The following is a 19,979-nucleotide window of genomic DNA, read 5'->3' on the forward strand; positions in this document are numbered from 1 at the left end:
CGGGCGTCGGCTCGTCGAGCCGCGGCCGCGATGATCAGGGTGCCGGCGTCGCCTCGGCGCGGTCGAGGCACTCGCCGTCGACCGGCAGCACGCTCACGATCGGCGAAAGGGCGTCGAGGACGTCGCGGCTGGACGCCCCGTTGCCGTCCTCGTCGGCGGTGGTGTCGAGATAGATCTCGACGGCGGGGGTGCGGCCGAACGTCGTGATCCGGAAGCGGGGCGCATCGGAGTCGTCCACGATCCAGTCGACCCCGGCGACGCTCTGGCAGCGCAGGGTGGTCGGCCCCGGCGGCTCGACCCCGCACGTCAGCAGGACCCTTGCAGGCTCGCCCCACGCGCCGGTGGCCTGTGCGTCGGTCCAGCGGCGCGGCTGCCCGCTCAGCGTGTCGGGCAGGTTGGACGTGATCTCGGCGCACTGGGGATCGTTCGCAGCCTCGGCCGGATCGAGGTCGACGGTCGACGTGCAGCCCGCGAGTGCCAGCGCGGCGACCGCGGCGAGTCCGAGGGCAGCCAGTGAGGGGAGAACACGCACCGCTCCAGGCTAACCCCGCGGAACGGTCGCCCTCGCCGCCGGCGGTAGCGTGGTGATGTGGACGACGAGCGCGGGGATCCGACGGTGGGCGAGCTCAGCGAGGGACGGATCCTCCGGCGGATCCTCGAACGCCTGGGCGAGTCCAACGCACTGGTCGGCCCGGGCGACGACGCCGCCGTGATCGCCGCCGCGGACGGCCGCGTGGTCGCCACCGTCGACACGCTCGTCCACGGGCCCGACTTCCGCCTCGCGTGGTCGAGCGCGTACGACCTCGGCTACAAGGCGGCCGCGGTCAACCTCGCCGACATCGCCGCGATGGGGGCGACGCCGACCGCTCTGCTGGTCGCCCTCGCGATGCCCGACGAGACGCGACTGTCGTTCGTCACCGGCATCGCCGACGGCCTGCGGGCGGCATGTCGCGACCTGGCGCCCGGCTGCCGCGTCGAGGGCGGCGACCTGACCGTGTCGGACACGCTCACGATCGCAGTGACGGCGCTGGGCGCCCTGGCAGGACGCGCACCCGTGCTCCGCTCCGGTGCCCACGTCGGCGACGTCGTCGCCGTCGCGGGAGAACTGGGCCGTGCGGCGCGCGGTCTGCGCACACTCTTCACCCGCTTCACGGATGCCACGGGTGATCCGGTCGCCGTCGACGAGCGCGTCCTCGAGCCCGCCGAGTTGACCGATCTCGCGGCGCAGCTACGGCCGTCGCCTCCCGTGTGGCTCGGCCCCGACGCCGCGGATGCGGGCGCGACGGCCATGATGGACGTGTCCGACGGGCTCGTGCTGGACGCGACCCGCCTGGCCGCGGCATCCGGTGTCACCCTCGCGCTGGAATCGGCGCTGCTCGGCGCCGATCCCGCGTCGGCTCTGTCAGGCGGCGAGGATCACGCCCTTCTGGCGACCTTCCCTGTTCGCCGTCCGCTGCCGCACGGATTCGTGCGGGTGGGCGTGGTGCAGCCACGCGGCGCGGACGCCGTGCTGGTCGACGGCCGGCCGTACGAGGGGCGGGGCGGCTGGGATCCCTATCTCGACTGGGACGCCCGCACGGGGTGATGTGCGCTGTCGCCGCGGGACGCTAGCGTGACACGGTGACCGATCTGCTTCCCCGCTCGACACCCGAATCGCAGTCCGTGCCCGCGGCGGCGATCTCCCGCCTCATCGCCTCGCTCGACGGCATCGACCACGTCCACACGCTGACGGTCCTGCGACACGGACACGTCATCGCCGAGACGACCTGGGCCCCGTACGAGCGCGATCTGCCGACGGCGATGTACTCCGTGAGCAAGAGCTTCACCTCGATCGCGGTCGGTCTCGCGATCGAGGAGGGACGGTTCGCGATCGACGACCGCGTCGTCGACCTCATCCCGGATGCCGCTCCCGAGCGTCCCTCCGACCGGCTCGCCGCGCTCCGCGTGCGGCATCTGCTGACGATGACGACCGGTCACGCCGCCGAGCCGCCGCTCGACGACCGCGATTGGGCGGTCACCGCCCTCGCCGCCGACCTGGCATACGAGCCCGGGACGCACTGGCTCTACAACACGCCCGCCACCTACCTGCTGTCGCTGATCATCCAGACCCGCACCGGCGAGCGGCTGCGGGAGTTCCTGCGCCCGCGGCTGTTCGATCCGCTCGGCTTCCGCGACCCGCAGTGGCTGCAGAGTCCGACCGGCGTGGATGCGGGCGGCTTCGGGCTGTCGATCCGGCCGGAGGAGCTGGCCGTCTTCGGTCAGCTGCTTCTGCAGCGCGGTGAGTGGCAGGGCAGGCAGCTCGTCCCGGCCGAGTGGATCGACCAGGCCACGGCCCGCCAAGTGGCGAACCAGTCCGACAACGCCGACTGGCGCCAGGGCTACGGCTTCCAGTTCTGGCGCTGCCGCCACGGCGCCTACCGCGGCGACGGCGCCTTCGGCCAGTACCTCGTCGTCCTCCCGGAGGCGGACGCGGTCGTCGCGATCACGGGAGGGCTGCCCGATATGCAGGTGACGCTCGACGCGGTCTGGGACGAGCTGCTGCCGGCTCTCGACACGGAGGATGCGGGGTCGGTCGAGGCCGTCCCCACGCCGATTCCCGCTCCGGGCGGCGACCTCCGCGACGGAGAGGTCCGCCATCGCTACGACGGTCCCGTGCGCGAGCTGCGGATCGCCCACGGCGTGATCGAGATCGACGGCCGGGAACTGCGGTGCGTCCCCGGGGTCTGGTCGGTGTCGACGTTCGCCGACGACCCCGCGACCGGACGCGAGTGGTACGGCGACCAGGTGGCGGTCGCCGGAGGGTGGCGGGGCGACGTATTCGTCGCGGAACTGCGCATCCTCGGCGATGCGCCGACGTTCCGGCTCGAACTGGAGCCGAGCGGCCGGCTGCACATCACGCGTGACGTGGGGTTCGACGGCTCGGAGGTCTGGGAGGGCGCACCGGCGTCTCAGCCCGCGGCGGCCGCCCACCACAGCGCGGTGTCGCCGTAGCGCTTCGTGCGGCCGGCCACGAGCCCGTCCGGCAGCGTCGGCTGGGGTGAGCGCGCAGCGCGTTCGATGACGACATCCGCTCCCGGCGACAGGACCGGCACGAGCAGCGAGAGCGTCGACGACAGCTCGGCCTCGCTCACGTCGTAGGGCGGATCCAGGAACACGAGGTCGAACGGACCCCGCGCCGTCCGCAGGAAAGCGTCGGCCGAGCTGCGGTGCACCCGCACCGCAGGTCCCGAACCCACGGCCTTGGCCACGCGAGCGGCGTTGCGCTGTGCGACGGTCGCCGCCCGCGGCGACTTCTCGACGAGATCCGCGGATGCCGCGCCGCGGCTGAGCGCTTCGAGCCCGAGCGCGCCGGATCCGGCGTAGAGGTCGAGCACGACCGCCCCGTGGAGGGTATCCGCGGATTCGAGCGCCCCGAACAGGGACTCGCGCACCCGGTCGCTGGTCGGCCGGGTGCCGGCGTCCGGCACATCGAGCACGAGGGAGCCGGCGCGGCCCGCGATGATGCGCGTCATCCCTTCACGATATCTCCGGCATCCTCCTCCCTGAGGCGGGGGACGGTGCGCAGCTCGGGATGCAGGCCGGACTTGTCGGCGTAGAACGCGCGGATCACATCCATGTCGGTGCGCACGTCTCCGGTGAGCCGGATGGTGGGGCCGAGGCCCGTCGTCATCGTGGTGCGGTCGACGTAGCCGAGGGTGACCGGCAGCTGCGCCTCGCGGGCGATGCGATAGAAGCCGGACTTCCAGTAGGCGCCGGAGCCGCGGGTGCCCTCCGGGGTGACGACGAGGCCGAACACCTCGCCCGCGCGGATCCGTGCGACCACGTCGCCCACCACCCGTGAGGGATCCGCCCGGTCGACGGGGATGCCGCCGAGGCCGCGCATGAGCGGGCCCTTCCAGCCCCGGAAGAGGCTTGCTTTGCCGAGCCAGCGCACCCGCATGCCGAGTCGCCACGCGATGCCGAGCATGAGGACGAAGTCCCAGTTCGAGGTGTGGGGCGCCCCCAGCAGCACCGTGGGGCGGTCGGGAGCCGGCGCGGTGGACAGCGTCCAGCGACTGCAGGCCCAGTAGACACGGGAGAGGAGTCGTCGGAGCATCTCGCCACCTTAGAGTCCGCCGCTGTGGTTCGGCCGACAGCGGGTCGGCGGCGGCTCCTAGACTCGTCTCATGGCGTCCTTCACCCTCGACTCGAGCCTCGGTGGCGCGGTCGGCGGCAAGACGGCGGCGGCGCTCGAACGCGCGTTCGGCATGACGACGGTCGGCGACCTGCTGGTGCACTATCCGCGCCGTTACGCACGCCGCGGCGAGCTCACGCAGATCTCCTCGCTGCCCGTGGGCGAGCCGGTGACGATCGTGGCCGAGGTGCGGCGGGTGAGCGAGCGGCGCATGAAGAACCGCAGCGGGTCGCTGCTCGAGGTCGTGATCAGCGACGGCAACGGCGAGCTGTCGCTGACGTTCTTCAACCAGGCGTGGCGCGTCAAGGATCTGCGGCCCGGGCGGCGCGGCATCTTCGCGGGCAAGGTGGGGGAGTACCGCGGTGCGAAGCAGCTCGCCCACCCCGACTACGAACTGTTCGACGACGAGGAGCAGGCGCGTCTCACGGCCGAGGCCAACATCAACCTGCCCATCCCGATCTACCCCGCCACCAGCACGGTCGCGAGCTGGCAGCTGCAGAAGATCGTCGACCTGGTCCTCGACGGGCTCGGCGACGTGCCGGAGCCGCTCACGGACGAGCTGCGCGCGCGGCACGGGCTGCTCGACGCCCGTACCGCGATCGAGCGCATACATCGCCCCAAGGCTCTCGAGGAGATCGAACCGGCGCGGGAGACGCTGCGCATGCAGGAGGCGTTCGTCCTGCAGGTGGCGCTGCTGCAGCAGCGGCAGTTCGTGCGGGCGCTGTCGGCGACCCGTCGGGTGCCGGGTGCGCTCCTCGAGCGGTTCGACGAGGCACTGCCGTTCCCACGGACACCTGATCAGGTGACCGTCGGCGACGACGTGGCGCGAGACCTCCAGGGCGACTGGCCGATGAACCGGCTGGTGCAGGGGGAGGTCGGCTCCGGGAAGACGCTCGTCGCGCTCCGCGCGATGCTCCAGGTCGCCGAGGACGGCGGCCAGTCCGCGCTCATCGCCCCCACCGAAGTGCTGGCCGCCCAGCACGTGCGCTCCATCGCCCGGATGCTCGGGCCCCAGCTCGCGCCCGAGCTCATGCCGACGCTCCTCACCGGGCAGCTTCCTGCGGCCGAGCGGCGCAAGGCCGCGCTGCGTGCGGCGTCTGGCCAGGCGCGCATCGTGGTCGGCACGCACGCGCTGCTGAGCGAGAGCACGACGTTCGCCGACCTCGGACTCGTTGTGGTCGACGAGCAGCATCGGTTCGGTGTCGAGCAGCGCGAGTCCCTGCGGGCGAAGGGCTCGTCGCCGCACGCCCTCGTGCTGACGGCGACGCCCATCCCGCGCACCGTGGCCATGACGGTGTTCGGCGATCTCGACGTCTCCACGATCCGCACGATGCCGGCGGGTCGCGCCGGCATCGAGACCTTCGTCGCGCCGCTGGCGGAGCGCCCCGGGTGGTTCGGGCGCGTCTGGGAGCGCATCGCCGAGGAGGTCGGCCAGGGGCGCCAGGCGTTCGTGGTGTGCGCCGCCATCGATGCCGAGGCGCTCACCAAGGACGACACCGCGGACGAACCGCCGGGCGACACCGAAGGCGAGACCAGTCGCACCCGCTGGGGCGTCGTGCAGGTCGCCGACCTGCTGTCGCGGCATCCGTCCTTCGCCGACATCCGGGTCGAGAGGCTGCACGGCAAGATGCCCTCCGACGAGAAGGATGCCGTGATGCAGGCGTTCGCCCGCGGCGACATCGACGTGCTCGTGGCCACGACGGTGGTCGAGGTCGGCGTCGACGTACCGAACGCATCGACGATGGCGATCCTCGAGGCCGACAGGTTCGGCGTGTCGCAGCTGCACCAGCTGCGCGGGCGCGTGGGTCGCGGCGGGGTGCCGGGCCTGTGCCTGCTGGTCACCGAGGCAGCGGCCGCAACGCCGGCACGGGAGCGGGTCGAAGCCGTCGCCTCGACGCTCGACGGCTTCGCGCTGGCCGAGGTCGACCTCGAGCTGCGAGGAGAGGGCGATGTGCTCGGCGACGCGCAGTCGGGGGCCAGGTCGTCTCTGCGACTGCTCCGCGTCGTGAAGGACGCCGACATCATCTCCGAGGCGCGGGTGGCCGCCGAGCAGGTGCTTGCCGACGACCCGGCGCTGCAGCGGCATCCCGGTCTCGCCGCCGCCCTCGAGCGCAACGTCGGGATGGCGGAGCGCGCCGCGCTCGCGAAGAACTGACGGGGCCGGCCGCCCCGCCGCCGCCCACTAGGCTGGTCGGCATGAGCAGCCGGATCGCCGTCGTCCCGGGATCGTTCGATCCGCCGACCCTCGGTCATCTCGACGTGATCCGCCGTGCCGCATCACTGTACGACCAGCTCCACGTGCTCGTCGTGCACAACCCCGGCAAAGAGGCGATGCTGCCCATCGCACAGCGCCAGGCGCTCCTGGAGCAGTCCATCGCCGAGAGCGACATCGACGGCGACGTGGTCGTGGCCTCGTGGAGCATGGGACTGCTCGTCGACTACGCGACGGATGTCGGCGCGAGCGTCCTCGTGAAGGGCATCCGCTCCCAGGTCGATGTGGCGTACGAGACGCCGATGGCGATCGTAAACCGCCACCTCGCCCACGTCGAGACGGTGTTCCTGCTGCCCGACCCCGCGCACGCGCTCGTCTCGAGCTCGCTGGTGCGCCAGGTCGCCGCGCTCGGCGGCGACGTCTCGCCGTACGTGCCGTCGGCGGTGGCGCGGTTCCTCGACACCGGTGCGCGCGGCATCTGACCACGGGGAGTCTGGCCACGGGGGGTCTGACCACGGGGCCCTGGCCACGGGGCGACTCACCAGGAACCGCCGCTAGGCTGGAGACGTGGTCAGAAAGCATGTGACGGGTCCGTTCGTCCTCCCGATCCGCGACATCATCCACCGTTCGGGCGAGATGCGCGAGCACACCATCGAAGCCCCGGCTCCCGCCAAGTGGGGAGAGGGACTGGTCGCCGTCGCCGAGGGTGCGCCCGTCGTCATCGACGTGCGTCTCGAGTCGGTGCACGAGGGCATTCTCGCCTCCGGAGAGATCGACACCGAGTACACCGGCATCTGCAGCCGGTGCCTCATCGACATCGGCGAGGGGCTCAAAGTCGAGTTTCAGGAGCTTTTCGCGTATCCTGGGGAGGAAGAAGCTGACTTCGAGGTTCAAGACGACCACGTGGATCTTGAAACTCTGGTCAGGGAAGCGGTCGTCCTGTCGCTTCCGTTTCAGCCGGTGTGCCAGCCGGATTGCCCCGGCCTCGATCCGGTCACGGGCGAGCGACTGGCCGACGATGCCGGATCGCAGCAGAGCGAGCCTCTCGATCCACGATGGGCCGCGCTCCAGGACTTCACCACGACCAACGACGACGAATCACCGCGCTCCCGCGGCTGATACGCCATCGAGAACACAGAAGAGAGCTAGCCATGGCAGGCAACCCCCCGAAGCGGAAGGTCTCCCGTTCCAACACGCGCTCGCGTCGCGCGCAGTGGAAGGCAGCGCCCATCACGCTGACCACCACGATCGAGAACGGCAAGAAGGTCTACAGCCGTCCGCACCAGGCGAAGGTCGTCACCGACTCGCAGGGCACCGAGCTGTTCCTCGAGTACAAGGGCCGCAAGGTCGCCGACGTCTGATCGTCGTGCACTTGACGTGACAGACGTCGCTGCCGAGCGGACCGCTCACGCAGACCTCACGCAGAAGCTCGGAGTCGTCATCGACCCCGAGCTTCTGTCGCTGGCGCTCACGCACCGGTCCTGGGCGTACGAGAACGGACAGGTTCCGAACAACGAGCGCCTGGAGTTCCTCGGCGACTCCGTCCTGGGCCTGGCTGTGACCGTGCGACTGTTCACCGGTCACCCCGATCTCGAAGAGGGGGCGCTCGCGAAGCGCCGCGCCGGCGTCGTGTCGACGGTCGCCCTTGCGGAGATCGCGCGAGGCATCGGCCTCGGCGAGCACCTCATGCTGGGGCGAGGTGAGATCCTCACCGGCGGTCGCGACAAGGACTCGATCCTCGCCGACACCATGGAGGCCATCTTCGGAGCCGCCTACCTGTCGGCGGGGGCGGATGCCGCGACCGGCCTCGTGCTGCGGCTCGTGGAACCGCTCCTCGCCGACCCCGAGCGCTACGGCGCGGCGATGGATCCCAAGACGGCGCTGCAGGAGCTCGCCGCGCACAGCGGCCTGCAGCCCCCGATGTATGCCGTGACCTCGACGGGACCCGACCACGACCGGCGCTTCACCGCGGCCGTCACCGTCGGCGACCTCATCGCCGAGGGCGGCGGGACCAGCAAGAAGCACGCCGAGATGGCCGCGGCGCTGACCGCGTGGCGCGAGCTCAGCGGGCGTGCCTGAGCTTCCCGAGGTCGAGGTCGTCCGTGCCGGGCTCGCCCCCGCGGTCACCGGCGCCCTGGTGCTGGGAGTCACCGTGCTCGATGAGCGCGCGCTGACCCGGCACACCGGAGACGGCGCCGAGTTCGAAGCACGCCTCACCGGACGAGTCGTGCTCTCCGCCGCACGGCGCGGCAAGTTCCTGTGGCTGCCGCTGCAGCCGGCGACGGACGGAACGGCGGCGACCGACGCCGTCGTGGGTCATCTGGGCATGAGCGGTCAGATGCTGCTGCGGGCTCCGGGAGCGCCCGTCGAGCGGCACGAGCGCGTACGCATCGACCTGGCGCACCCCGTCCACGGCGAGCTGTCCGTCGTCTTCGCGGATCAGCGGACGTTCGGGTCGCTGGCGATCGACGACCTGATCCCGACTCCGGACGCGGCGCCGGGCGGACAAGGGTGGGCCGAGGCATCCGTTCCCGCACAGGTCGCCCACATCGCGCGGGACCCCCTGGATCCGGCGTTCTCGGACGCGGGCTTCCGGCGCGCCGTCGGACGCAAGGATTCGGCGATCAAGCGCGTGCTGCTCGATCAGACGGTCGTGAGCGGCGTCGGCAACATCTACGCGGACGAGTCGATGTGGGCTGCGCGCATCCATCCCGAGACGCCCGCGCGCGCGTTGTCCACGCGTGCGACGAATCGGCTGCTCGCGGAGGTGCGCCACGTGCTCGAGAAGGCGCTGGCCGAAGGCGGCACCAGTTTCGACGCGCAGTACGTGAACGTCAACGGCCAAGCCGGCTACTTCGCCCACTCACTGAACGCGTACGGCCGCACCGGAGAGCCCTGCCCCCGATGCGGCCGTCCGATCGTGCGCGTGTCGTTCACGAATCGCTCGAGTCACTTCTGCCCGCACTGCCAGCGGACGCCGCGCCCCCTCCCGGCGACGCGCTGACGGCGTCTGGAGGGAGCGCGGCGCCCACCGGCACGATCACACCGACAGCACCTTCTTCCACGCACCCGCATACGAGGCGGGCACGAACCCGATCGCCTCGTTGATGTCGAGCATGTGGCGGTTCTCCTCGGCGTTGAACGTCGAGACCCGCGGCGACTCGGGCACGAGCTCCCGCCAGCGCAGGAGGTTCGCGCACTTCACGATGGTGCCGAGGCGGTGGCCACGGTGCTCCTTCACGACGAGCGTCCCGAACTGCTGGGTGGCCCCGGCACGGTCCTCCGCGATCGCGAGTTCGTTGTACGCCGCGATCCGCCCGGTGGGCACGTGCAGCACGACGGCCACCGAGACGGTGAGCCCCTGCGCCTTCAAGCGGGCGTCGCGACGCTCCACGCGCGCGGCATCCCAGTGCTGCTCGTCGATGACGAGACCGCCGGCCGGCGCGTCGGTCGACATTCGCGAGATCGCGTAGGCGAACCCGTCGACGTGCTCCGGCGGTGTCGGCGACGTCCACTGGATCGAGCGATAGTCCTCACCGGCGACCGCCAGAGCCTCGGCGAGCATGCGCTCGACGGGGGAGAGGTCTCCGGTCAGATCGAACACGCTGTTGCGCTCCACCTGCTCGAGCGTGAAGCCGCTCGCGAGCTGGAACCGCGTCTGCGGGTCCTCTGCGGGGACCGAACCCCACCCGGTCGACGGCTCGAGACGTGGACCGTCTGTATGCGGTCGATGCAGCGTCCACGTCTGGATCGTGGTGAGCCCGCGTCCCGCGGCCTCACGCTCGACCTCGGCGAGGAGGAGCTCCTCGACGCCCCGGCCGCGGTGCGGCGGGTCGACCATGAGGTCGAACTCGACGGTGCTCGCGTCCGGCTCGTTCGAGATCATGAGCTTCACCGCACCGAGCACGTCCGAGCCGCGCAGAGCGGCGAACCCGAGCTGGGTCCAGTCGGACTGGTCCTGCCAGAACCCGAGCATCTCGTCGGGCTCCTCGCGCAGGTAGTCGTGGCCCGCGTCCGCGAGGCAGACGGCGTTGGCGATCCGCACCATCTCGAGGAACAGGTGCGCGTCCGCAGAATCGGCGGTCTCGGGGACGGGGATCCGCCGGACTGTCACGACGGCGGAATCGGCGAGATCAGTCATCGAGCACCTTCTTCCATGCGCCCTCGTACGCGACCGGCGCGAAGCCGATCGCCTCGTTGATGTCCAGCATGGGTCGGTTCTCCTCTGCGTTGTAGGTGATGACGCGCGCGGACGCGGGCGCCACGTCGCGCCAGGACAGGAGCCCGGCGCACTTCACGAGCGTGCCGAGCTTGTGCCCACGGTGCTCCTTGAGGACGAGGGTGTCCTCCTGATGGGATGCCTCGGTGCGGTCCTTGCCGATCACCAGCTCGTTGAACGCGCACAGCTCACGGGTCTCGATGTGCTGCGCAGCGGTGACCTGGATAGTGCGACCGGATGAGGTGTAGCGGCCGTCGTGCTCGGCGATGCGGGCGGCGTCCCACGCCTCTTCCGCGAACTCGAGGGCAGCCGAGGGCGCGTCGGTCGACATCCGGGACTTCATCCAGGCGTAGCCCGCGACGAACTCCTCCGGGGTCGGGGCGAACCACTGCACGACCCGGTAGTCGGGTGAGGCGGCCTGCGCTTCGGCGAGGAGCCGTTCGACGCCGGCGAAGGAACCGGTCAGGTCGAAGGCGCTGTTGCGCTCCACCTGCTCCAGCGCGTACCCGTGACGGAGGTAGAACCGCGCGACGTGGTCCTCGGGGATCGCGCCGAACCCGGTCGGCGGCGCGAGCTGAGCGCCCGGAGCCGCGGGATGCTCGGCCCACGACTGCAGCACGGTGCGACCGTGCTCGCGCGCGGTCTTCTCGACCAGCTCGTAGGCGGCGGAGCCGATACCGCGTCCCCAGGTCTCGCGCAGCAGCTCGATGAGCCAGAACGCGGCGTTCGATCCCTCCTCGTGCGGGATGTCGACGCCGACGCGGCCGATGATGGCACCGTCGTCGACGATCACCCATGAGAGGCGGGTCTCGTACTCGGTGGGGCGGTAGTGGGGGAGCAGTTCGTCGGCGGCGATGCGGTGGTCGTCGTGTCCGGAGATCTCCCGGTAGATGAGGTTGCGCACCCGGACCATCTCGACGAAGTCGGCGGCGTCCGGTGCGTCGATCGAGGCGGGTACGACGAGGGGGCGGAATTCCAGCCCCGTGATGGTGGTCATGTCAGCGCGTCCTTGCGAGGTCGATGCGGATGGTTGAGGGGTGGGGTCCGCCGCCCGGGTGCGGGCGGCGGACCCGGTGGCCGTCACGGCCGGGGTGCGAGGCTGGCCTCGCGGAGGTAGGCGCGTTCACGCTGCGCGGTGGCCTCCTGGTGCCGGTACGTGTGAGCGTGCCGACGTCGGTCGTCCGCGAGTCGCGGGGTGCGGGTGCTCCACAGCAGCAGCCTCAGACCCAGGTGGAGGGCGAGGCGGTCCAGGAGCGAGGTCCGGGTGTCGCGGCTCGGGAGCCGCAGCGTATCGGGAAGCCCCGATGGGCGCTGCGGCGCAAGGAGAGTATTCATGATTGCTCTTTCCGGTTGTGAAAGGGATGCCTCGGCAAGCGCCGGAGGCGGGGGATGTCATGCCGCAGCACGACGGGACGACGGCAGGGGGTGCGCGCTCAGCACCGCGAAGCGGATGCGGCGCAACAGACGGGTATCGCCCGAAACCGGGCAGACTCGTCCCCTGCGGGGATCAGATGGCGGCGGGGAAGCGGCCGCTCAGCACAGCGCCGAAGGAGCAGGTCCCCGACGCGACGGCACGAATCGCTCCGCCATCACGGGCGGCGATTCCAGTGGGATTCATCAGCATCATCGGGGGACCTCCTTTCTCGACTTCAGACGCGGAGAGTCACGCTAGCGCGTGCGAGATGCCGGCGTCAAGCGAATTCGCAGATTCGCTGTTCGCATGGCGTGTCGCGGCATCCGATTCGTGCGGCCGGTCTGCCGGGAGACGGGGCACCGCTCCGGTAGCGTAGGCGGGTAATCGACCGGGGCGGGGGCGGATCCATGCACCTGAAGAGCGTGACGCTCAAAGGGTTCAAGTCGTTCGCCCAGCCGACGACCTTCGCCCTCGAGCCCGGCGTGACGTGCATCGTCGGCCCCAACGGCTCCGGCAAGTCCAACGTCGTCGACGCCCTCGCCTGGGTGATGGGGGAGCAGGGGGCGAAGACGCTGCGCGGCGGCAAGATGGAAGACGTCATCTTCGCCGGCACGGCGACACGCGGCCCCCTCGGTCGTGCCGAGGTGCAGCTCACGATCGACAACAGCGACGGTGCGCTCCCCATCGAGTACGCCGAGGTGACGATCAGCCGCACGCTGTTCCGCAACGGCACCAGCGAGTACGCCATCAACGGCGAGTCGTGCCGGTTGCTCGACGTGCAGGAGCTGCTGAGCGACTCCGGCCTCGGCCGGGAGATGCACGTGATCGTGGGGCAGGGCCGGCTCGACAGCGTGCTGCAGGCCACGCCCGAGGATCGCCGCGGCTTCATCGAAGAGGCCGCCGGCATCCTGAAGCACCGGCGTCGCAAGGAGAAGACCGTCCGCAAGCTCGACGCGATGGAGGCCAACCTCACGCGCCTGAGCGATCTCGCGGGCGAGCTGCGCCGGCAGCTGAAGCCGCTGGGCCGGCAGGCCGAGATCGCCCGCGAGGCGGCGACGATCGCCGCCGTCGTGCGCGATGCGAAGGCGCGGCTCTTCGCGGACGAGATCTCGGGCCTCCGTGCCGAGCTGGCGTCGCATGCGCAGAGCGAGCAGGAGCGCCACGCCGAGCGCATGGTGCTGCAGGACGGGCTCGACAACGTGCGGGTGCGCATCGAGCAGCTGGAGAACGACCAGCGATCCGAGAGCGTCGACCGTGCGCGTCGCGTCGCGTTCGGGCTGGAGCGCTCGCAGGACCGCCTGCGCAGCCTGTACGCCCTCGCCGGCCAGCGCCTGGCGCTGCTCGGGGACGCCGAGGACGAGGAGCGCCTCGAGCTCACCACCGTGTCGCAGGCGATGATCGACGAGGCCCGCGCCGAGATCGACGACGTGTCGGACGGCTTGGGCGCCGCGCAGGACGCCGCCGCCGCGGCCGCCCGCGACGTCGTGCGCGCCCGCGCCGAGCTCGACGCCCTCGACTCCGACATCGCCGCGCAGAGCGCCCTCGTCTCCGAGCACGACATGAGGATCACCGCGCTGCGCGGCACCGCCGAGGCGGCGGCATCCGCCCTCGCCGCCGTCCAGACCGCGGTCGAGCGCCAGCAGAAGGCGCTGGATGCCGCCCTCGCGCGCCGCGCCGATGCCGAAGAGACCCTCGCCGGTGTCGACCCCGACCTGGTGCCCGACGCATCGACGGCCGACCATGCCGCCGCGTACGAGCGCGCACAGCGCGATGCCGCCGAGGCGGAGGCGTCGGTGGCATCGTTGCGTGAGCGGCTGCACGCGGCGGAGCGGGAGCGCGAGGCGCTGACGGCGCAGACGGCCGCGCTGAGCCGCGCGCTGGATGTCAAGAACGGCGCGTCCGCACTGATCGCGCAGGACCGCGACGGTGTTCGCGGCCTCGTCGGAGACGCGGTGCAGGTGCGCTCCGGGTTCGAGGCCGCTATCGCGGCCGTGCTGGGTCCCATCGCCGAAGGCGTGCTGGTCGACGATCGGGCGAGCGCTTTCGCCGTGGCCGACGCGGCGCGTGACGCCGAGGCCGGCATGGTCGACATCGTGATCGCGTCGGCGGGCGTGATGCGGCCGGACTTCCCGAAGCTGCGCGGAGTCGTTCCCGCGCGTGAAGTGGTGACGGCACCCGACGGGGTGCTGGGTCTGCTCTCATACGTCGTGGTCGTCGACGACCTCGAGACGGCTCGGGAGGCCGGACCGGCTCTGGCGATGGCCGAACTCGGCGGACCGCTCACCCTGGTGACCCGCCGTGGCGAGGTGTACACCGAGCACTCGCTCCGCGCAGGTGCCGGCTCGTCCCGTTCCCGGCTCGAGCTGGCGGCGGAGCGGGATGCCGCCGCGGAGCGCCGCGACGAGATCACCGTGGTGGCAGACTCCCTGCACGAAGCGCTCGGCGATGCCACCCGCGAACTCGACTCCGCGCGCCTGCGCACCAAGACCGCGCTGGCGACGCTCCGTGAACACGACGCGGCCCTCGCAGCACACGCGGAGCAGGTGAACCGAGCGACCGTGCGGCATGAAGCGGCCGTCGCCGAGTGCGAACGCCTCGCCGCCGGCCTCGCCCAGGCCGCCGCGGCGGTCGAAGAGGCCGAGAGCTCTGCGCGCTCGGCGGAGGATCAGCTCACGGCTGCGCTCGAGGCTCCCCGGCCCATCCTCGATGCGTCGGCGCGCGACGGCATGCTCGCCGCACTCGAGGCGGCCCGCGACGCCGAGATGGGTTCGCGGCTCGACGTCGAGACGCTCCGCGAGCGCATCCGCGCCGGCGAGGCGCGGGTCGTCGGGCTCGAACGCCAACGCGAGCGTGAACGCGAGGCCGCCGCCGAGGCGGCACGCCGGGCGGTGGTGCGCCGCGCGCAGCGGGAGATCGCCGCCGGGGTCGCCGGGCAGCTGCCCGCCGTGATCGATTCGGTCGACCGCTCGCTCGCTCAGGCGCGGGCGGAGCTCGCCGCCGCGGAGTCGGAGCGCACCGCGGTGACCGCCGAGCTCGGCGAACTCCGCGCGCGGGAGAGCTCGGTGCGGGAGAGGCTGGCGGGTCTCACCGAGAGCGTCCACAACCTCGAGCTGCAGATCCACGAGAAGCGGCTGCACGTGGGCGGGCTGCTCGAACGCGTGCAGTCCGAGCTCGGCCTCGACGAAGACATTCTCATTTCGGAATATGGGCCGGATCAGCCCGTTCCACTCGTCGCGACGACCCAGGGCGCTGAGCCGGCTGTGGACGGCACGGAGGCGGAAGCGATTGCGTACGACCGCGGCCAGCAACGGCGGCGACTGCAGGAGGCCGAGCGCAAGCTCACCCAGCTCGGTCGCGTGAACCCGCTTGCGCTCGAGGAGTTCGAAGCCCTCGAGCAGCGTCACAAGTTCATGACCGAGCAGCTCGCGGACCTCACCCAAACCCGCAAGGATCTGCTGACGATCATCGAAGAGCTCGACGAGCGCATGCAGTCGATCTTCCTCGCGGCGTTCGAAGACACGAAGGTCGCCTTCGGCGAGGTGTTCCCGATCCTGTTCCCCGGCGGCACCGGGTCGATCACTCTCACCGACCCCGACTCGCCGCTGACGACGGGCATCGAGGTGGCCGTACGCCCGGTCGGCAAGAAGATCGAAAGGCTCTCGCTGCTCTCCGGCGGCGAGCGTTCTCTCGCCGCGGTGGCGCTCCTGACGGCGATCTTCAAGGCCCGGCCGAGCCCCTTCTACATCCTGGACGAGGTGGAGGCCGCGCTGGACGACGCCAACCTCGGCCGCCTTCTGGGCGTCTTCGAGCAGCTGCGCGAATCGAGCCAGCTCATCGTCATCACCCATCAGAAGCGCACCATGGAGATCGCCGACGCCCTCTACGGCGTGTCGATGAGGCAGGACGGCGTCTCCGCCGTCGTCGGACAGCGCATCGTGGAGCGCGTGGCCTCCTGATCGGCGGGTTGACTGCCCCGACAGCTGGGCGTGGATCTCGGGGGCGGGGGAGTAGCGTTCGCCTATGCACACCTCTGCGCGCGCGGTGACGGCCGGACTGCTGCTGTCGGCGTTCGCGCTGACCGCGTGCACACCGTTCCCCCCGGGTGCGCGGCTGTTGTCGCCGGAGCCCTCCGACTCGGCCTCCGTGGATGCCGGCGAGACGCCCGAGCCTGCGGATGACGCCGGCAGTCCACCGACCGAGATCACGTTCGCCGCGGGCGCGGAACTGGACCCCGCACTCTGGACGGTGGGCTGGGACGATCGGCTGATGGCCGCGGACGAGCGGTTCGCGACATCGTCGCCCGACGACGGCAACGGCAGCTGGGCCTATCTGGACGGACAGACCCAGTGCACGGTCGCCTTCTACCAGGGCGCCATCACCGACCTGGAGCTGGGAGCGGATGACCGCGAGAGCACCGACAACATGCTCGCCGCGGTGCTCAGCACGCAGATTCCCGGGGTGACGGGGGCCGACGTCAGCGCCAACGCATCGGACGACTACGTCGCGCAGACGACGCAGGAGGGCACGGTCGACATCCGCATGGTCGGGGGCAGCGGGGGCGCGGGTGGCGACGAGGCGAGCTGGAGCGAGTTCGGGCGCACGTTCGGCACCCTCGGCACGTCACTGGTCGTCAACGTGGAGTGCCCGCCCGGACAAGACGTCGCCACCGAGGTGACCGACCTTCTCGGCAACTACCTCGGCATCGCGGTGGCGCCCGCGTCGGGGTGAACGGCGCGGGCACCTAGGCTGGGGGGATGGCAGAGAGCTCCTGGTCGCTCGGCCGTGCGCTGCGCGGCATGTTCGTCAAACCCACGATCGATGAGACGACCTGGGAAGACCTCGAGACGGCGCTGCTCACGGCGGACTTCGGCCCCGACATCACCGAACGCATCATCGACGAGCTGCGCGAGAAGGTCGAGCGGTATCGCACGACCGACCCGCGCGACCTGCAGCGGATGCTGAAGGAGACGCTCGAGGAGCACTTCGCCAAGTTCGACACCACCCTCCGCCTCACCGAGCGGCCCGCCGTCGTGCTCGTCGTCGGCGTGAACGGCGTCGGCAAGACCACGACCATCGGCAAGTTCGCGAAGTTCCTGCAGCGCTACGGACGGTCGGTGGTGGTCGGTGCCGCCGACACCTTCCGCGCTGCTGCCGTCGACCAGCTCGCGACCTGGGCCGAGCGGGGCGGGGCGGCGATCGTGCGGCCGCAGCAGGAGGGCCAGGATCCGGCATCCGTCGCCTTCCAGACCATCGAGTACGCCAAGAGCACCGGCACCGAGATCGTGCTCGTCGACACCGCCGGCCGCCTGCACACCAAGGGCGGGCTCATGGACGAGCTCGGCAAGATCCGACGTGTGATCGAGAAGCAGGCGCCGATCAGCGAGGTGCTCCTGGTGCTCGATGCCACGACCGGTCAGAACGGGGTCATGCAGGCTCAGGCCTTCCTGGAGCACGCGGGCGTCACAGGCCTGGTCCTCACCAAGCTCGACGGCTCGGCGAAGGGCGGCTTCGTGCTCGCCGTGCAGGAGCGCACCGGGATTCCGGTGAAGCTGCTGGGTCAGGGCGAGGGGATCGGCGACCTCACCGGCTTCACCCCGCACGTATTCGCGGCCGCTCTCGTCGACTGATCCTGGCGCCGTCGCGGACCGAATTCACGCCATGCCGTGTTCGGGCTATCGCCGACGCGCTCCTTGCGGTTTCATGGGGTCATGGCGATCGAGCACGACTACTTCGGACTCCTCGAATCGGGGCCTGACGGATCGATCTTCTGGTCGGAGAACGTCGAACTGGGAGACCAGTCCGTCACGGTGGATCTCACGGCGCCCGACCAGGACGACGTCTCCGAGGCCGCCCTCGACGTCGCCGCCGCGCTCATCTCGTCGATCGAGGACATCGACCGCAGCGCGCGCAACGGCATGGTGAACGAGCTGAACGATCGCACCAGCGAAGTGACCGAGTACATCCTGCAGCAGCAGGAGACGCTGGGAGAGGCCCTCGAGGAAACGCTCGTCGACATCTCGGGTGACGTCCAGATCGACGTGATCCGCTCACTCCAGCTCATGAGCATGACGATCCTCGCCGACGAGCACGGCGGCTCGGACCCGTTCGCGGTGCTGGAGTACGCGCTCGATCCTGACGCCACCGACGACGTGCTGCTGGTCAACCTGGACTCCGCCGGGGCCGTGCTGTCGGTCACGAGCGCGGACTGACCGCCGCCGTCACACCGCCTGGGCGAAGCCGCGTTCGACGTGGACGTCCTCGGCGATGTGCGCCAGGTGCGCCGGGATCTCGCGACCCTTGGACAGCATCGACTGCGCCCAGAGGCGGCCTGCGCGGTAGGACGAGCGCACGAGCGGCCCCGCGAGCACTCCGAGGAATCCGATCCGCTCGGCCTCCTCTTTGAACTCGACGAACTCCTGCGGCTTGACCCACCGCGCGACGGGCAGGTGCCGCGGCGACGGCCGGAGGTACTGCGTGATGGTGATGATGTCGGTGCCGGCGGCGCGGAGGTCCTCGAGTGCCTGGATGACCTCCTCGGGCTCCTCTCCCATGCCCAGGATGAGATTCGACTTGGTGATGAGACCCGCATCGCGCGCCTGGGTCAGGACGTCGAGCGAGCGCTCGTAGCGGAAGGCCGGCCGGATCCTCTTGAAGATGCGCGGGACCGTCTCGACGTTGTGCGCGAAGACCTCGGGACGGCTCTCGAACACCTCGCCGAGCAGGGCCGGGTCGCCGTTGAAATCGGTCGCGAGGATCTCGACGCCCGTGTTCGGGTTCAACGCGTGGATCTGCCGCACCGTCTCAGCGTGGAGCCATGCGCCGCCATCCGGCAGATCGTCGCGTGCGACTCCCGTCACTGTGGCGTAGCGCAGGTTCATGCGCACCACGCTCTCGGCGACGCGGCGCGGCTCGTCAATGTCGTAGTCCGCCGGCTTGCCGGTGTCGATCTGGCAGAAGTCGCACCGGCGCGTGCACTGCGAGCCGCCGATGAGGAAGGTCGCCTCGCGGTCCTCCCAGCACTCGTAGATGTTGGGGCAGCCGGCCTCCTGGCACACGGTGTGAAGCTCCTCGGTCTTCACGAGCGAATGCAGCGCCTGGTACTCGGGCCCCATCTTGGCCTTGGTCTTGATCCACTCCGGCTTGCGCTCGATCGGCGTCTGCGCGTTGCGCACCTCGAGCCGGAGGAGCTTGCGCCCGTCAGGACCCGAGGGAGCGGATGCCGCGTCCGGCGTGCCTGCGGCACCCGGCGCGCTGCTGCAGGCGCTCATGCCGGCACCCCGGCGAAGTCGGCGGCGAACACGCGGCTCACCGTGCCGATCACGTCGCTCGGCGCGATCTCGGCGCCGGCCACCTCGCTGATCGTCGTGACTCCGGCATCCGTGATCCCGCACGGGATGATGCCGCGGAAGCCGGCGAGGGAGTTGTCGCAGTTGAGCGCGAAGCCGTGCATCGTCACGCCCCGCTGCACGCGGACGCCGATCGCGGCGACCTTGTCCTCGCCCAGCGGGCGGCGCACCCAGACGCCGCTGCGGCCTTCGACCCGGTAGCCCTCGACGTCGTACGCGCCCAGCACGTCGATCAGCAGCTGCTCGAGGCGGCGCACATGTGCGACGACGTCGACCGGCTCGGTGAGCCGCACGATCGGGTAGCCGACGAGCTGTCCCGGGCCATGCCATGTGATCTTGCCGCCTCGGTCGACATCAACGACGGGCGTGCCGTCGGTCGGGCGCTCATGCCGCGCCGTGCGAGCGCCTGCCGTGTAGACGGGCTCGTGCTCCAGCAGCAGCAGCGTGTCGGGTCGCGTGCCCGCCACCACCTCGGCGTGGATGCTTCGCTGCAAGGCCCAGCCGTCGAGATACGGCACGTAGTCGGGGGAGAGGCCGACCGTCTGGATGTCGAGCATCGCGCTCCTTCACTTGTTCGCTCGTGGCGATTGATGGATTGCGTCCAACAATACATC

20 protein-coding genes are annotated in these 19,979 nt (G+C 70.8%); 12 read left to right on the forward strand and 8 right to left on the reverse strand.

Going from position 1 to position 19,979, the window contains the following annotated elements; translation table 11 throughout:
• Positions 1-34: 34 nt before the first annotated feature.
• Positions 35-532: a DUF3515 family protein gene (locus MRBLMI12_RS14960; RefSeq protein WP_349427299.1), complete on the reverse strand. Its 498-nt coding sequence runs from the start codon at positions 530-532 to the stop codon at positions 35-37.
• Between the two features lie 57 nt (positions 533-589).
• Between MRBLMI12_RS14960 and thiL the strand changes: the two genes are divergently transcribed.
• The gene (gene thiL, locus MRBLMI12_RS14965) at positions 590-1,585 is read left to right on the forward strand and encodes a thiamine-phosphate kinase (RefSeq protein WP_363357203.1); all 996 of its coding nucleotides are present in this window, start codon (positions 590-592) and stop codon (positions 1,583-1,585) included.
• 35 nt (positions 1,586-1,620) lie between these two features.
• Positions 1,621-2,991: a serine hydrolase domain-containing protein gene (locus MRBLMI12_RS14970; RefSeq protein WP_363357204.1), complete on the forward strand. Its 1,371-nt coding sequence runs from the start codon at positions 1,621-1,623 to the stop codon at positions 2,989-2,991.
• Here MRBLMI12_RS14970 and rsmD read toward each other — a convergent pair.
• Complete coding sequence (rsmD, locus tag MRBLMI12_RS14975; RefSeq protein ID WP_363357205.1) at positions 2,949-3,512, reverse strand: 16S rRNA (guanine(966)-N(2))-methyltransferase RsmD; 564 nt, start codon at positions 3,510-3,512, stop codon at positions 2,949-2,951. The two genes, MRBLMI12_RS14970 and rsmD, sit on opposite strands and share 43 nt — an antisense overlap.
• Positions 3,509-4,096 carry a 1-acyl-sn-glycerol-3-phosphate acyltransferase gene (locus MRBLMI12_RS14980; RefSeq protein ID WP_363357206.1) on the reverse strand — a complete coding sequence of 196 codons (588 nt, stop codon included), beginning with the start codon at positions 4,094-4,096 and terminating at the stop codon, positions 3,509-3,511. The genes rsmD and MRBLMI12_RS14980 overlap by 4 nt, the downstream gene beginning before the upstream one ends.
• Positions 4,097-4,166: 70 nt before the next feature.
• Here MRBLMI12_RS14980 and MRBLMI12_RS14985 point away from each other — a divergent pair, with 70 nt between their 5' ends.
• The 6 genes from MRBLMI12_RS14985 (at position 4,167) to mutM (ending at position 9,390) form a co-directional block, all read left to right on the forward strand.
• Positions 4,167-6,329 carry an ATP-dependent DNA helicase RecG gene (locus MRBLMI12_RS14985; protein ID WP_363357207.1) on the forward strand — a complete coding sequence of 721 codons (2,163 nt, stop codon included), beginning with the start codon at positions 4,167-4,169 and terminating at the stop codon, positions 6,327-6,329.
• Between the two features lie 41 nt (positions 6,330-6,370).
• Positions 6,371-6,868 (forward strand): pantetheine-phosphate adenylyltransferase, encoded by a 498-nt coding sequence (coaD, locus tag MRBLMI12_RS14990; protein ID WP_308866992.1) that lies wholly within the window; start codon positions 6,371-6,373, stop codon positions 6,866-6,868.
• 154 nt (positions 6,869-7,022) lie between these two features.
• Positions 7,023-7,505 carry a YceD family protein gene (locus tag MRBLMI12_RS14995; protein WP_404907743.1) on the forward strand — a complete coding sequence of 161 codons (483 nt, stop codon included), beginning with the start codon at positions 7,023-7,025 and terminating at the stop codon, positions 7,503-7,505.
• Between the two features lie 32 nt (positions 7,506-7,537).
• Positions 7,538-7,747, forward strand: coding sequence for a 50S ribosomal protein L32 (gene rpmF, locus MRBLMI12_RS15000; protein ID WP_163617368.1), 210 nt, complete (start codon positions 7,538-7,540; stop codon positions 7,745-7,747).
• Between the two features lie 16 nt (positions 7,748-7,763).
• Positions 7,764-8,465 carry a ribonuclease III gene (gene rnc / locus MRBLMI12_RS15005; protein WP_363357208.1) on the forward strand — a complete coding sequence of 234 codons (702 nt, stop codon included), beginning with the start codon at positions 7,764-7,766 and terminating at the stop codon, positions 8,463-8,465.
• Positions 8,458-9,390: a bifunctional DNA-formamidopyrimidine glycosylase/DNA-(apurinic or apyrimidinic site) lyase gene (mutM, locus tag MRBLMI12_RS15010; RefSeq protein WP_363357209.1), complete on the forward strand. Its 933-nt coding sequence runs from the start codon at positions 8,458-8,460 to the stop codon at positions 9,388-9,390. The genes rnc and mutM overlap by 8 nt, the downstream gene beginning before the upstream one ends.
• A 36-nt stretch (positions 9,391-9,426) precedes the next feature.
• Here mutM and MRBLMI12_RS15015 read toward each other — a convergent pair whose 3' ends face one another.
• The 3 genes from MRBLMI12_RS15015 to MRBLMI12_RS15025 all read right to left on the reverse strand — a co-directional run bounded on the left by MRBLMI12_RS15015 (position 9,427) and on the right by MRBLMI12_RS15025 (position 11,940).
• A complete protein-coding gene (locus tag MRBLMI12_RS15015; protein ID WP_363357210.1) occupies positions 9,427-10,527 on the reverse strand; it encodes a GNAT family N-acetyltransferase in 1,101 nt (366 codons plus the stop codon).
• Positions 10,520-11,602, reverse strand: a complete 1,083-nt coding sequence (locus tag MRBLMI12_RS15020; RefSeq protein ID WP_363357211.1) for a GNAT family N-acetyltransferase — start codon at positions 11,600-11,602, stop codon at positions 10,520-10,522. The genes MRBLMI12_RS15015 and MRBLMI12_RS15020 overlap by 8 nt, the downstream gene beginning before the upstream one ends.
• A gap of 83 nt (positions 11,603-11,685) precedes the next feature.
• On the reverse strand, positions 11,686-11,940 hold the full coding sequence (locus MRBLMI12_RS15025; protein ID WP_349427309.1) for a hypothetical protein: 255 nt from the start codon (positions 11,938-11,940) through the stop codon (positions 11,686-11,688).
• A 486-nt stretch (positions 11,941-12,426) separates the two neighbouring features.
• On the opposite strand from MRBLMI12_RS15025, the gene smc reads away from it, so the two are divergent.
• From smc to MRBLMI12_RS15045, 4 genes are all read left to right on the forward strand, one after another.
• Positions 12,427-15,975 (forward strand): chromosome segregation protein SMC, encoded by a 3,549-nt coding sequence (smc, locus tag MRBLMI12_RS15030; protein WP_363357212.1) that lies wholly within the window; start codon positions 12,427-12,429, stop codon positions 15,973-15,975.
• Between the two features lie 64 nt (positions 15,976-16,039).
• A complete protein-coding gene (locus tag MRBLMI12_RS15035; RefSeq protein WP_363357213.1) occupies positions 16,040-16,747 on the forward strand; it encodes a hypothetical protein in 708 nt (235 codons plus the stop codon).
• Between the two features lie 26 nt (positions 16,748-16,773).
• Positions 16,774-17,646 (forward strand): signal recognition particle-docking protein FtsY, encoded by an 873-nt coding sequence (gene ftsY / locus MRBLMI12_RS15040; protein WP_331907472.1) that lies wholly within the window; start codon positions 16,774-16,776, stop codon positions 17,644-17,646.
• A gap of 81 nt (positions 17,647-17,727) precedes the next feature.
• Positions 17,728-18,228, forward strand: a complete 501-nt coding sequence (locus MRBLMI12_RS15045) for a DUF2004 domain-containing protein (protein ID WP_363357214.1) — start codon at positions 17,728-17,730, stop codon at positions 18,226-18,228.
• Between the two features lie 9 nt (positions 18,229-18,237).
• Here MRBLMI12_RS15045 and lipA read toward each other — a convergent pair whose 3' ends face one another.
• Positions 18,238-19,287 (reverse strand): lipoyl synthase, encoded by a 1,050-nt coding sequence (lipA, locus tag MRBLMI12_RS15050; RefSeq protein ID WP_363357215.1) that lies wholly within the window; start codon positions 19,285-19,287, stop codon positions 18,238-18,240.
• Complete coding sequence (gene lipB / locus MRBLMI12_RS15055; protein WP_331907478.1) at positions 19,284-19,922, reverse strand: lipoyl(octanoyl) transferase LipB; 639 nt, start codon at positions 19,920-19,922, stop codon at positions 19,284-19,286. The genes lipA and lipB overlap by 4 nt, the downstream gene beginning before the upstream one ends.
• Positions 19,923-19,979 lie beyond the last annotated feature (57 nt).

Source organism: Microbacterium sp. LMI12-1-1.1, assembly GCF_040676455.1.
In the GTDB taxonomy this organism is placed as follows: Bacteria; Actinomycetota; Actinomycetes; order Actinomycetales; family Microbacteriaceae; genus Microbacterium.

What these genes read in the sequence shown, in the direction of transcription:
- MRBLMI12_RS15045 (WP_363357214.1), top strand. Translation starts at nt 17,728, where the DNA reads ATGGCGATCGAGCACGACTACTTCGGACTCCTCGAATCGGGGCCTGAC.
- MRBLMI12_RS15020 (WP_363357211.1), bottom strand. Translation starts at nt 11,602, where the DNA reads ATGACCACCATCACGGGGCTGGAATTCCGCCCCCTCGTCGTACCCGCC.
- rsmD (WP_363357205.1), bottom strand. Translation starts at nt 3,512, where the DNA reads ATGACGCGCATCATCGCGGGCCGCGCCGGCTCCCTCGTGCTCGATGTG.
- MRBLMI12_RS14995 (WP_404907743.1), top strand. Translation starts at nt 7,023, where the DNA reads ATGCGCGAGCACACCATCGAAGCCCCGGCTCCCGCCAAGTGGGGAGAG.
- smc (WP_363357212.1), top strand. Translation starts at nt 12,427, where the DNA reads ATGCACCTGAAGAGCGTGACGCTCAAAGGGTTCAAGTCGTTCGCCCAG.
- MRBLMI12_RS14985 (WP_363357207.1), top strand. Translation starts at nt 4,167, where the DNA reads ATGGCGTCCTTCACCCTCGACTCGAGCCTCGGTGGCGCGGTCGGCGGC.
- lipA (WP_363357215.1), bottom strand. Translation starts at nt 19,287, where the DNA reads ATGAGCGCCTGCAGCAGCGCGCCGGGTGCCGCAGGCACGCCGGACGCG.
- lipB (WP_331907478.1), bottom strand. Translation starts at nt 19,922, where the DNA reads ATGCTCGACATCCAGACGGTCGGCCTCTCCCCCGACTACGTGCCGTAT.
- MRBLMI12_RS15015 (WP_363357210.1), bottom strand. Translation starts at nt 10,527, where the DNA reads ATGACTGATCTCGCCGATTCCGCCGTCGTGACAGTCCGGCGGATCCCC.
- MRBLMI12_RS15025 (WP_349427309.1), bottom strand. Translation starts at nt 11,940, where the DNA reads ATGAATACTCTCCTTGCGCCGCAGCGCCCATCGGGGCTTCCCGATACG.
- ftsY (WP_331907472.1), top strand. Translation starts at nt 16,774, where the DNA reads ATGGCAGAGAGCTCCTGGTCGCTCGGCCGTGCGCTGCGCGGCATGTTC.
- MRBLMI12_RS15035 (WP_363357213.1), top strand. Translation starts at nt 16,040, where the DNA reads ATGCACACCTCTGCGCGCGCGGTGACGGCCGGACTGCTGCTGTCGGCG.
- MRBLMI12_RS14980 (WP_363357206.1), bottom strand. Translation starts at nt 4,096, where the DNA reads ATGCTCCGACGACTCCTCTCCCGTGTCTACTGGGCCTGCAGTCGCTGG.
- rpmF (WP_163617368.1), top strand. Translation starts at nt 7,538, where the DNA reads ATGGCAGGCAACCCCCCGAAGCGGAAGGTCTCCCGTTCCAACACGCGC.
- coaD (WP_308866992.1), top strand. Translation starts at nt 6,371, where the DNA reads ATGAGCAGCCGGATCGCCGTCGTCCCGGGATCGTTCGATCCGCCGACC.